This window comes from Aliikangiella coralliicola, from assembly GCF_007004725.1.
Taxonomy (GTDB): domain Bacteria; phylum Pseudomonadota; class Gammaproteobacteria; order Enterobacterales; family Kangiellaceae; genus Aliikangiella; species Aliikangiella coralliicola.
Map to the genome: position 1 here is coordinate 20,019 of NZ_ML660174.1, position 13,605 is coordinate 33,623.

General features: G+C 38.4%; 8 protein-coding genes. All 8 read left to right on the forward strand.

Features of this window, described 5'->3' with window-relative positions:
- Positions 1-192 precede the first annotated feature (192 nt).
- A complete protein-coding gene (locus FLL46_RS26260; protein WP_142935311.1) occupies positions 193-3,306 on the forward strand; it encodes a CRTAC1 family protein in 3,114 nt (1,037 codons plus the stop codon).
- On the forward strand, positions 3,306-5,588 hold the full coding sequence (locus tag FLL46_RS26265) for a DUF255 domain-containing protein (protein ID WP_142935313.1): 2,283 nt from the start codon (positions 3,306-3,308) through the stop codon (positions 5,586-5,588). Before FLL46_RS26260 ends, FLL46_RS26265 begins: the two co-directional genes overlap by 1 nt.
- Positions 5,589-5,731: 143 nt before the next feature.
- Positions 5,732-6,634, forward strand: a complete 903-nt coding sequence (gene galU, locus FLL46_RS26270; RefSeq protein ID WP_142935315.1) for a UTP--glucose-1-phosphate uridylyltransferase GalU — start codon at positions 5,732-5,734, stop codon at positions 6,632-6,634.
- A gap of 95 nt (positions 6,635-6,729) precedes the next feature.
- On the forward strand, positions 6,730-8,403 hold the full coding sequence (gene pgi / locus FLL46_RS26275; RefSeq protein WP_142935317.1) for a glucose-6-phosphate isomerase: 1,674 nt from the start codon (positions 6,730-6,732) through the stop codon (positions 8,401-8,403).
- Complete coding sequence (locus FLL46_RS26280; protein ID WP_142935319.1) at positions 8,400-9,662, forward strand: nucleotide sugar dehydrogenase; 1,263 nt, start codon at positions 8,400-8,402, stop codon at positions 9,660-9,662. Before pgi ends, FLL46_RS26280 begins: the two co-directional genes overlap by 4 nt.
- A 55-nt stretch (positions 9,663-9,717) precedes the next feature.
- Entirely contained in the window at positions 9,718-11,055 is a 1,338-nt protein-coding gene (locus tag FLL46_RS26285; RefSeq protein ID WP_142935321.1) for a UDP-glucose dehydrogenase family protein, read from the forward strand.
- Between the two features lie 238 nt (positions 11,056-11,293).
- Positions 11,294-12,574, forward strand: a complete 1,281-nt coding sequence (locus tag FLL46_RS26290) for a nucleotide sugar dehydrogenase (RefSeq protein WP_142935323.1) — start codon at positions 11,294-11,296, stop codon at positions 12,572-12,574.
- Positions 12,575-13,582 carry an NAD-dependent epimerase gene (locus tag FLL46_RS26295; protein WP_142935325.1) on the forward strand — a complete coding sequence of 336 codons (1,008 nt, stop codon included), beginning with the start codon at positions 12,575-12,577 and terminating at the stop codon, positions 13,580-13,582.
- Positions 13,583-13,605: the final 23 nt, after the last annotated feature.

Genomic DNA, 13,605 nt, shown 5'->3' on the forward strand with positions numbered 1-13,605 from the left:
TGTTCAATTTTCCGAGCTATATCAACCGGTGTTTGGAAAATATCACCTGCTTAACTGTTGAGTTGTTAATGACCTAATTCCGTTGTTATGCCACTCACTGCGGAATATAATACCGTTCTGGTTATGTGAATTATGAGCATTGGTAAACCAATTAAGTAGGAGTTTGTTATTAAATCTCGTCTTTTAAAACTAGTGATTGCTAGCGTATTAGTCAGCTTGGGCGGTATTAGCCAGGCAGAGGAATCTGTTGACGATATTGTTAACGAAATTAAGGCGCTAGAAAAAGCAAGAGATCCCAAGTGTTATGCGACTGCTTCGCGCCTTGAAGATTTTATGTTTGGCACGCCACTGACTGATGAAGCTCGTTTTCGTAAAAACTTACTGCAAAAGAGTTGGGCTAAGATAGTTTGGGAGCGAGCTTCAAAAATCGCGTCCGCAGAAAATAAAGCCGCCATTTCTCAATCACTTCTTATGAATGTAATTGCGGAGAACTTTACTTTCAAACAAGATGAAAAGAAACACTGGGCGATAAAATTTGCAGGCGGACAAGAAGTTCGGATTAATAAAGAAGATAAACGTCAGTATTCTACCATTGCTTACGCATTAAGAGCTATTTTGGCGGTACAACAAGAATCATTGATGGATCTCGACTCAACATTGCTTCCTTTACATCCTGATGCAATTAAAAGCTTAAAAGACAGCCTCGACTTGTTCAGCCTGGCCGTACTAAAAATAACCGATGCTAAAGCGAGGAAAAAAAATGAGCATGATGTGAAACTCGCTTCACTAAACGATGTTTGGTCGACATTGCTGAACTTAAAAAATGAAGAGTTAGTGACGAAACCCAAAACCTCAAAAAACGTAGCAGATTTATCAATAGTAAGAAAAATTATTCAACAAAAAGTTGAGTCATATGCAGCTTACAATCAAATTTCGAATCAACTTTTTGTCCGCAACCTACAAGTTTATTTTGCCCGATTAAGTTGGCCGAAAGATCCTGAAGAAGGTAAGAGGTTTAAGAATTTATTTACCGAGACGATGATCCAATTTGCCAATGATCTTTATAAAGAAACAGAAAAAATTGCATTAAAAAATGGGCATGGAATTATTATGGAGAGTGACGTCCATGAACTAATTCAGCAATTTATACCTCACGAGATCAACGAGTATGAAGATGCCATCTTTTTCCCAAAACTTCCTAGAGGTGAGCGAGTTAATATTGAATCTTATGATATGGATTCGTTTCGAGACAGCGGCATTCATTGGCGCTATTTAGAGTTTGCTCTAAACGAACCCGGTTTTAAGGCGCAACTTCAACCAGATCCTTTTGCTTTGGAATTAATGGTAGAAAATATTGCGCAATTTGGTGTTCTTAGTCTGAGACTTGCTGGAGAAGAGGGAAAAAGAATTGGTGCTAGTCGTTTAAAGCAGTCATATTTTGTTGATGGGCTGAAGCTCATTCAGCGAAGAGTTACAAAGCATTCAATGATAAAAGATAAAAGCGAAGCCACCGCTCAAATTGTATCAGCGAAAAAACGAGATGTGTTTGTTAGTGAAAAAACGGCCATGTTTAGCGATACAACTGAAAGTGTTGGCATTGATTTAATGCATCGTTCCTCTGATTGGCTTAACCGTCTGTTACGAAGCTACCTTGATAAAGGAAAAGGGGTTGGTGTTATTACTATACCTCCCGCGTTTGGCGGAAGCGGAGTAGCAGCAGAAGATATTAATAACGATGGTTTCATTGACCTGTTGATTTTAAGTGGCTTGGGAAATAAGCTCTATTTAAATGATCAAGGAAAGCGATTTGTTGATATAACTAAGCAGTCAGGAATTGACTGGAAACGACCTGAAGATAATACTCCTGGCGAGCCAAGACAACCACTTATTGCTGACCTGAATAATGATGGTTTACAAGATATTGTTATTACTTACGTTAATGATAAGCATCGAGTTTATCAAAATTTGGGGAATGCAAAATTTAAAGATTTAACCGATGTGGCAAATTTAGGAGGCGCTGATTTAGTAGGTGGTCCTGCGACTGTTGCTGATTTTGATAATGATGGATTACTCGATATTTATGTGACTTATTTTGGCCATTATACAAAGGGAATTTTACCGACATTAAAACGACGCAACGATAACGGTTTACCTAACCAATTGTTTAAAAATACAGGTAATTTCAAGTTCAAGAATGTTACCGAAAATAGTAATACGGGTGACACTGGTTGGGCGCAAGCAATCGCGCATACGGATTTTAATAGTGATGGAAGGCAAGATTTGATTGTTGGTAATGATTTCGGCGTTAATGTTTATTTTGAAAATTTAGGCAACGGGAAGTTTAGAAATGTTGCTGCTGACTTAGGTACTGATAAGCCGTCATATACAATGAATATTGGTATCGGCGATCTGAATCAAGATCTACGCCCGGACATTTATATTTCCAATATCGTCACAATGAACAAGGATGAAAAATATGTTCTTCCTAATGAAGACACAACAATGAAATTTAATGCTGAGAAATTGGCAAATATGAGAGTGGTTGAAGCCAATGATTTATTTTTGTCTGGTGTTGATGATAAGGGCAATTTGAGTTACGAATTAAGTGATGCTGTTGGACGAGGGTATTCATCAACGGGTTGGTCATGGGACGCAGATTTTTTTGATTATGATAATGATGGTGATAGCGATCTCTATGTACTTAATGGGATGAATGAATTCAACCTGTACAGCAATGAAAACCCTTATTACACAGATCCTCATAGTGAAGAACAAAAAGATGTTTATATTCCGGTTTCCACTAAAGAGTCGAATGTCTTTTTTGTGAATTCGGGGGGGAAACTCGTTAATCAATCAAAAAATTCTGGCCTTGATTTGATTGGTAATTCTCGTAGTGCAGCCTATCTCGATTTTGATAATGACGGTGACCTGGACATTATTGTTAATAATTATCATCAGGAAGCTAACTTTTATACCAATAACTTGAACAAGAAAAATAATCATTGGGTTAAGCTAAAACTAATAGGCGATGTTGCGAATAAATCAAATAGAGATGCAATAGGCGCACAGATAATTCTTACTACGAATGATAACCGGAAAATTTGGCGAGAAATACACGGTTCTATCGGCTACATGTCAGTCCATCCCAAAATGCAGCATTTTGGTCTAGGAGAATCACAAATCAAACTAGCTGAAATTATCTGGCCGAATGGGCAGCGTCAAATACTTGAAAATATAGAGCTAGGTAAACTCCATGTAATTAAGCAAGAAAATAGTGACCGCTTATCTACAGTTGGAAGTAAGTAATGAAGATTTGGGTATTGTTTTTTTTCGCGATTTCGATTGTCTTGAACGCTAATAAAATAAACGCCGAATTGCTTCCTCCTCCTGGAATCAGTCAATCAGAAATAGAACAATTTGGCCGTTGGCAAAGATATTTTAATGAAAATAAAAAGAGCTTGGCGAGTAGGCTGAAAAAAGAACCTGCTTATCTGAATGAGTTAATTTATAGCCAGTCTCCTTATTTAGAACAGCACGCATTTAATCCTATCAATTGGAAGTCATGGAGCAGTGAGTTACTCAATCAAGCAAAGAAAAATAATAAACTGATTTTTCTTTCTATTGGTTATTCGACATGCCATTGGTGCCATACAATGGAAAAAGAGAGCTTCGTTGACGTTGAGATAGCGAGGATATTAAATAGAAATTTTTATTCAATTAAAGTTGATCGTGAAGAGTTACCTCACATCGACGACTACTATTCAGCCGCATTGGAACACGTAAAAGGAAGTGCTGGTTGGCCGATTACTGCGATTATTAACAGTGATGGCCTGCCCGTTTTTATCGACTCTTATTTGCCTAAAGAAAAGCTGCGTAAATTACTTGGTCGAGTTGGTTCTATTTGGCGTACACAGCCGGAGTTTCTACTGGCAAGTGCGAAAAATATTGATGAATTAATCAATAACCGTTTCAATCAAACTATTGGTACTTCTGCCAACAAAATAAACTTTGAGACGATTAACCAAAAACTACTTGCGGCACTGGACCCTGTTAATGGTGGATTTAGCGGTGCAGCAAAATTTCCGTCCGAGGCAATGCTGTTATATGTACTCGATCAGTTACGACGTGGAAAAAATACGGATCTTGAAAAGGCGTTAAAACTTCAACTCGATAAAATGATCCAAGGAGGGTTATATGATCATATTAGTGGTGGATTTCACCGTTATTCAACTGATCCTGGCTGGGTCGTGCCCCACTATGAGAAAATGTTATATAACCAGGCACAGTTAGTTTCTGTTTATAGCCAGGCGTATCAGTATTTCAGAGATCCCGTTTATTTTGATGTGGTTGAAAGTACAATTAAATTTATGCTCACCGAGTTATATGACGAAAATGGTGGATTTTGGTCAGCGATAGATGCAGATTTTAACGGAGAGGAGGGAGGTTATTATTTGTGGACCCCTGACGAACTTGCGCTTTTTAATTTGGATAAATTGGCATATGAGACATATCAAATACCAGGTTCGCAGAAACTAGGTGTAGTTTTTCCTAAAAAACAACTGAGTCCCGATCTAAAGAAGACTATTAGCTCACATAAAGAGATATTGGTAAATGCGCGCAAAAAGCGCGGTTCCCCTCATATTGATCAGAAGGTTATCACCGGTTGGAATGCATTGGCGATTAAAGCGCTGATAGACGCAGAGACGATTTTAGAAACAGGAAGTCTGGTTCGAGTTGCAGAAAAGCTTGCAGATAAGTTCTGGAAAGAGCGTTACCAAGAGTCGACTGGCATGATAAGCAGGGTTGGATTTAAAGGCGAGAAACTCCTTCGCAGCTATCTTGATGATTACGCTTATTTTTGTGATGCGTTAATCGCTTTATATGATGTTTCAGATGATATAAAGTGGTTAAAAAAAGCGCAGATCCTTAAACATCAAGCCACTAAGCTTTTTCTGGACGCTGAAGGTGCGTTATACAACATTGCGCCTCGCCAGAATCTACTGTCTTTAAAAAAATCCCAAGACGGAGAGCTTTACGCTGCCTCTGCGGTAATGCTGGGCGTTATTTGGAAGTTGGATAAGAGATTAGGTGAAGAAGGTTTGAAGAAGAAGTTCTCGAAACTCATCGCGGTTAAAGAATCTAAGATTGCAAAAGAAACACTCAATCATCTATACAGCGCATTATCGCTTCAAGATAGTAAAGAAGGCAGTACGTGGCACAGGCGCTATTTTGCTTCGGCTAAGGGACGATTAAATATTAAATGCTCTGAATACACAGCAAATCGCCATTGTCGTGAGCTATCCATTAATGTGAAATTAGAAGATGGGTGGCATATCAACTCCAATCAGCCGTTACAAAACTACTTAATTCCAACTAAAATAGACATCCCTGAGGGAGTTGAAGTGACTTATCCTGAAGAAAAAAGGGTAAAGCTCGGATTTCAGGATGAGGCGCTTAGTGTGTACGAGGGGAGCTTTGAAATTCGATTAAAAAATAGAACAAAGAACAGGTTACATTTAACTCTACCGCTTCAAGCGTGCAATGATAGGATTTGTTTGTTACCAGAATCACTGAAATTTGTGATGTAGGTGAGAACTTATACAATTGAGTAAATTATCGGAGCGACTATTACTAGGTTGACCTGTTAGACTAGAATAATTTGCATAAAGTAAATATACTTCGTTCCCATCAAAATTAGGATTATATTAATAGAAATACTAAGGATCAAAATATGAGTGGAGCAATTAAAAAAGCTGTAATTCCTGTTGCCGGATTAGGAACGAGAATGTTACCTGCGACAAAAGCGATTCCAAAAGAAATGCTCCCAATAGTTGATAAACCACTAATTCAGTATATTGTTAACGAGTGCGTTGAGGCCGGTGTTAAGGAGATTATCCTTGTTACCCATGCATCCAAAAATAGTATTGAAAATCACTTTGACAAGTCTTTTGAGCTTGAAACGACGCTCGAAAAGCGGGTGAAAAGACAATTACTGGAAGAAATTCAGGCGATTTGCCCAAAAGACGTTACCATTATGCACGTTCGGCAAGGTGAAGCAAAAGGGTTAGGGCATGCAGTCTCTGTGGCTAGACCGTTAGTTGGCGATTGTCCTTTTATAGTCGTTTTACCTGATGTTTTAATTGATGACGCGTCTTGTAACTTAAAAAGAGACAATCTCGCTGCGATGATCGAACGATTTGATGAAACTGGTGCGAGTCAAATAATGGTTGAACCTGTGCCGGAGAAACAAGTATCTAATTATGGCGTTGTTGATTGTCAAGGAGTATCACTCAAGCCGGGGGAATCAGTTGGAATGGTGCAAGTAGTTGAAAAACCACCGCTAGATGAAGCTCCGTCTAATTTGGCGATAGTGGGGCGGTATGTACTTTCTGCAAAAATCTGGAATATGCTAGAGAGTACGCGGCCTGGGGCTGGTGATGAAATTCAGTTGACGGACTCAATTGCGAGTTTGATGGAATATGAAACTGTGGAAGCTTTTCATATGACAGGAAAATCCCATGATTGCGGTTCAAAAATAGGCTATATGAAGGCATTTGTTGAATATGGACTACGGCATGAAACTAAAGGTACTGAATATAGAGAGTTCATTAATTCATTAAGCCAGAATAAATAGGCTTAAAAACAATGAAAATATTTATCTTGTCACTATATATTGTTCAATTGTGAATAGGTACTTCATACTTTATTCTCCAGAAAATAAGGAATTTGATGAACGCCACCGAAGCCAAAACATGGAATAAGTTGCAAAAACATCTTGATGATGAACTTGCGAATGTTCGCATCGAAGAGCTAAATAAATGCGATAAACGTTCTGACTTACTTTCTTTTAACTTTGATCAGTTACTTGTAGATTTTTCGAAACAGAAAGTAAACTCCAACACAATGCAGTTATTATTTGAATTAGGAGAAGAGCTTAACCTAACAAATGCAATTAAAAACTTAGCTTCCGGCGATAAAGTTAATACAACTGAAAATAGACCAGCCCTTCATTCTGCATTAAGACTAAATCCAAATGATAGCTTAGTTTTAGATGGCGATGATATTAATCGGCATGTGCAAATAGAATTAGCAAGAATGTCGAAAGTTGTTGATGATATTACTACTGGTAATTGGAGAGGCTATAGCGGTAAACCGATTACTGATGTTGTCAACTTAGGAGTCGGTGGTTCTGATCTGGGGCCTCTTTTAGTTTGCGAAGCTCTTGATGAATTTAAGGAAGCTCACTCAAATCCTGTCGATGTACACTTCGCATCAACAATGGACGGTTCTCAGGTTTCCTTGTTATTTGAAAGACTTAATCCGGAAACGACGTTATTTGTCATTGTTTCCAAATCCTTCACTACTATTGATACTCTATCGAACGCAGCGTCGGCAAAAGCATGGCTGCTCAATGCATTCCAGGATGAATCGATAATTATCAAACAGCATTTTATTGGAATATCGGTTTCAGAATCGAAAATGGAAAAGTGGGGTATACACCCTGAGCATCAGCTGAAATTATGGGATTGGGTCGGTGGACGATTTTCATTGTGGTCAGCGGTCGGGCTGACAATTGCTTTAAAAATTGGAATGGCTAACTTTCGACGACTCCTTAATGGAGCTAATAAGTTGGACCAACATTTTTTTAGTACAGATATTAATCAGAATATTCCAGTTATTCTCGGTCTGCTCGGTATTTGGAATACAAACTTTCTCAATATTAAAGCTCAAGCTATCTTACCCTATGATGCTCGTCTAAAATACTTTCCAGACTATTTAACACAGCTGGAAATGGAGAGTAATGGGAAGTCTGTAACCTTACAAGGTGAACGGATTTCGTTTGATACGTGCCCAATATTATGGGGAGAAGTCGGGCCTAATGCCCAACATGCGTTTTATCAGCTACTTCATCAAGGTACTAGAAAAGTCGCTTGTGATTTTATTGCTCCGGTTAATCGATTTTCAACAATAACTTCTGAACATGAAAAGTCGTTACATAATCAACATTTGTTAACAATAGCTAATTGTTTTGCCCAATCGAGGGCTCTTATGGTAGGCGGTTCTTCGGCTGTTGATGGTGGAGGCTCTTCTGAGTTAAAGAACCATAAGTTTTATCCTGGCGATCAATCTTCAACTACGATTTTGATACCTGAATTAACGCCTTACAGTTTAGGGCAACTAATTGCACTGTATGAACACAAAGTATTTGTAATGGCGACAATATGGGGCATAAATCCATTCGATCAATGGGGAGTTGAACTCGGAAAGTTGATGGCTAATGATACGTTGCGCGAACTGAATTTAGATTCAATGACAATGTGTTTTGATGCGTCAACTAATTACCTAATGAACTATGTAAAAAGTAATTTTGCCACCTTTAAAGGTGTAGAGGAAGATAAATGAGAGTAGCTGTAATAGGTGATGGTATGAAGTCCCTTGTTACAGCAGGGCTGATGGCTTCTGTAGGTAATCAGGTCATTGTTTTTAACTCGACAAATACGGATTGTGAATTGTTAATGGAACCGGGATTAGCTAATTTACTCACCGAACAACATTCTTCTGGAAGATTAAATTATTTGAGTGAAATAGTTGAATGCGAACTCGACATTATCATCATCACAGATGTTTCACCTATAGAGTCATATGCACAGTTTAAAATGGAGCTCAAGAATTCTGTTATCAATGGTGCAACATTTGTCATTCTTACTCCTTCGTTTATTGGAGAATCAGAGCAATTGGAGTTGGAGATAAATGAAATAAGTAACTCTGCTAAAGTTTGCTGTGTTCCGTTGTTAATAAGAGAAGGGAAGGCAATCAGTGATTTTTCGCGACCTGACAGAATAATTTTAGGGTGTGATGATGCTCAGGTTCTTACTAAAGTGAGGGAACTTTTTTATCCTTTCAATCGCGTAACTGATGTTATAAAAGTTGTGAAGACTAGAGAGGCTGAGTTTTCCTGCTTTGCTGGCAATGCGATGCTGGCGACTAGATTGAGCTTTATGAATGAAATGGCGAATTTAGCTGAACGGAGTCATGTTGATATAGACATTGTGAGAGAGTGTATCGGGAGCGATCCTCGTATTGGACGAGATTATCTATATCCAGGATGTGGTTACGGTGGCAAAGCTTTAGCAGAAAATGTTGAGAGAGTTGCTCGAGAACTGAGATTGCGGTCTGACGACTTAGGTTTGTTAGATGTCGTCACAAAAATAAATGATAGACAAAAAGATCTGTTGTTTAGAAAAATCTGGTCTTTTTTTGCAACTGAGCTTAAAGGTAAGACAATTGCGATATGGGGGGGCTCATTTAAGCCAGATAGTTCTAATATTGATCGAGCACCTGCTATAGTATTGATTGATGCATTACTCGCCCAGTCCGCTAATGTCGTCGTTTACGATCCATCAGCAAACGAAAAAATAAAACACCATTATTCGAATAATCAGAGGTTTCGTATTGCCCCAAGTGCTTATGCTGCACTTGAGTCTGCAGATGTACTAGCAATTTGTACTGAGTGGAGGGAGTTTTGGAGTCCTGATTTTGATAAAATAGCTGAATCACTAAATTACAAAGCTATTTTTGATGGGCGAAATCTTTATAGCCCAGACCTTCTGAGGAAGTATCAAATTCGGTATTTTGGTATTGGTAAAGGAGAAGTGATCTAGTTAATCACCTCCCAATTTTTAAAACGCTTAATTTAAATTATCTAGGATTAATGGAATGAAAGTCACGGTATTTGGGATTGGTTATGTCGGGTTGGTTCAAGGTGCGGTTCTTGCCTCTGTTGGCCACGATGTGGTCTGTGTAGATGTAGATGAAGAAAAAGTAAAAAATCTGGAAAAAGGCATTATTCCAATTTATGAGCCAGGACTGACTTCTCTTGTTGAAGACAATTACCAATCAGGTAGATTGAAGTTCACTACAGACTCTAAGTTTGCAGTTGGTCATGGTGATTTTCAATTTATTGCTGTTGGTACTCCACCTGATGAAGACGGGTCTGCTGATTTAAAATATGTTCTGGCTGTTGCTGAGACTATTGCAAAAAATATGCAAACTCCTAAGATAATAATTAACAAGTCAACTGTACCGGTAGGAACTGCAGATAAGGTTAGCGAGAAAATAAAGACGGTTTTAGCTGAACGAGGTGAGGTGATCGATTTCGATGTTGTTTCAAATCCTGAGTTTTTAAAGGAAGGAGCCGCCGTAAATGATTGTCTAAAGCCCGATAGAATTATCGTAGGTACAGTTAATAAACATTCAGAAGAAATGATGCGCGAGCTTTATGCCCCATTTAATCGTAATCACGACAAAATTATTGTCATGGATGTACGTTCTGCTGAACTAACCAAGTACGCTGCAAATTGTATGCTTGCTACTAAGATATCTTTTATGAATGAAATGTCTAATCTAGCTGAGAAGTTAGGTGCTGATATTGAAGCGGTGCGTCATGGAATAGGTTCTGATCCTAGAATTGGCTATCAATTCATTTATCCTGGTTGTGGTTATGGAGGGTCATGTTTCCCGAAAGATGTTCAAGCACTAGTTCGTACTGCAAATGACATTGATTATAAACCTTCAATTTTAGAAGCTGTTGAAGAAGTGAACTATCGGCAGAAAAATAAATTGTTTGAATATCTTGACCGTCATTATCAAGGTGCGATCGAAGGTAAAACAATTGCCCTGTGGGGGTTGAGTTTCAAGCCAAATACAGATGATATGAGGGAAGCATCGAGTCGCGTTTTGATGGAAAAACTATGGGAAAATGGCGCAAAGGTTCAAGCCTATGATCCTGAAGCAATGGAAGAGTGCCAACGAATTTATGGACAAAAAGATGGCTTAACGCTAGTTGGTACTAAAGAAGCTGCTTTAAAAGGTGCAGATGTTTTAGTTATCTGTACTGAATGGAGCCAATTTAGAGCACCTGATTTCGACCTGATTTCGAATAGTCTAAATGAAAAGCTGATAGTCGATGGCCGTAATATGTATGATCCGAATACCATGGAAAAGAAAGGTATCGCGTATTATGCAATAGGAAGAGGGCGCTCGGTTTCTAAATAGAGCTATGAATGTATATAGTTATAAGTCAATGGGAGTAACTTGACTGAAGCTACTTTTAAAATATAGAGATTACTAAAATAGTCCTAAATTTTTATTAGCACGAAAATATCCGCAAATTAAAGTTTTGGATGTTTCGTAATTATTTGACCTTAAGATAAATAACTGGATAATTCGGCCTTAATTCGAATTATGGTTTAGTTATTAGAAAACTTAAAATTAACTTGGGAAGGACTGATTAATGGATAGAAAAATATCGGTAATAGGACTTGGATATGTCGGCTTGCCGGTCGCGGTGGCATTTGGAAATTCGCATCAGGTCGTCGGTTTTGACCTTAGCTCTGAGAGAATATCTGAATTAAAAAATGGAAAAGATCGAACGCTCGAAGTTAGTGATGAAGAGCTAACTGCTGCTGATATCCATTTTACCTGCGACCCTGTTGATTTAAAAAAGGCTGATTTTCATATAGTTGCAGTTCCCACTCCTATTAATCATGCAAGGCAGCCCGACTTACGGCCTATGCTTTCCGCTTCGAAAACAATAGGGCAGCAGCTTAAGAAAGGCGACATCGTTGTGTTTGAGTCCACTGTTTATCCTGGCGCGACTGAAGAAGATTGCGTTCCAATTTTGGAAGCAGAGTCTGGGCTGAAGTGTGGTGAAGACTTTACTGTCGGATATTCACCCGAGCGAATAAATCCTGGTGATAAAGAACATACTTTTACCAAAATAACGAAGGTTGTTTCAGGCCAAGATCAGAAAACTCTTGATATTGTAGCTGATGTATACAGCAGTGTAGTTACTGCTGGAGTCCACAAAGCAGCAACTATTAAAGTCGCTGAAGCAGCTAAGGTCATTGAGAATACTCAAAGAGACCTCAACATCGCATTGATGAATGAGCTAGCTGTTATATTTGAAAAGATGAATATTGATACACTTGATGTTTTAGAAGCTGCTGGCACAAAGTGGAATTTTCTACCTTTCAGACCAGGATTAGTTGGAGGTCACTGTATAGGTGTCGATCCCTATTATTTAACTTATAAAGCTGAACAGGTTGGCTACCGACCTGAGGTAATCCAAGCTGGTCGCCGGATTAACGACAATATGAGTAAATTAATTGTCGGGCGTTGTGTTAAAGAGATGATTAAGAAAGATAAGAAGATCAAAGGTGCCAGGGTCGGAATTCTTGGATTGACTTTTAAGGAAGATTGCCCCGATCTTAGGAATTCAAAAGTTGAGGATTTAATCACCGAGTTTAGAAGCTATGGTGTTGAGCCGTTGATTCATGATGCCATGGCTGACTCAAAAGAAGCGATGAATATATACGGCGTAGAACTATCTAGCATGGACTCTATGAAAGATTGTGATCTAATTTTGGTAGCTGTCGCACATAAAGAATATAAAGCTATATCAGCAGAGAGCTTTGCATCAATGTTGACAAAAGATGGCAGCTTATTTGATATCAAAGGAATTCTTCCACGCAAAGACTTAACTGCGCTTGGAATTGATGTTTGGAGAATATAGATGAAAGTATTAGTAACCGGGGCCGCAGGATTCATTGGTTTTCACGTTTCTCAATATTTAATGAAGCGAGGCGACAGTGTTGTTGGTATTGATAATATTAACGATTACTATGATCCTAATATTAAGCTCTCGCGGTTGGAAATGCTGAAAGAATATGAAGCGTTTTCATTTGTGAAATTGGATATCGCTAATAAAAGTGGTATGGAGAATCTTTTTGCGGAGAATCAGTTTGATGCTGTTATCAACTTAGCGGCTCAGGCAGGCGTTCGTTATTCACTTGAGAATCCACATGTTTATATGGAGAGTAATATAACCGGATTTTTAAATATTCTGGAAGGCGTTCGCCATCATAAAATTAACCATTTAGTTTATGCGTCATCAAGTTCTGTCTATGGTGCGAATACGCTTCAGCCATTTTCCGAGCACCATAATATTGATCATCCCGTTTCTTTATATGCTGCGAGTAAAAAAGCTAATGAATTAATGGCACATAGTTATAGTCATCTGTATGGAATGAAAACGACTGGACTACGTTTTTTCACTGTATACGGGCCGTGGGGGAGACCTGATATGGCTCTGTTTCTTTTTACTAAGGGAATATTGGAAGAAGAGCCTATTAATATTTTTAATAATGGTGAAATGATTCGTGATTTTACGTACATAGATGATATTGTTGAAGGAATTGTTCGCGTTATGGACAACCCTCCTGAGGGGAATCCTGAGTGGTCAGGAGATAAACCTGATCCTGCTACAAGCTACGCTAACTATCGAGTATTTAATATTGGCAATAACAATCCAGTTAAGTTAATGGACTTTGTTGAAGCAATTGAAAATGCTGTTGGGAAAAAAGCGATTAAGAACTTTATGCCGTTGCAAGCTGGTGATGTTCCGTCCACCTGTGCCGATGTTTCTGAGTTAGAAAAAGAGGTTGGGTTTAAACCAAATACTTCCGTTCAAGAAGGTATTGATAATTTTGTCAGCTGGTATAGAGATTATTTTAATACCTAGTTCGTATTTTGAGCATTGTTAAG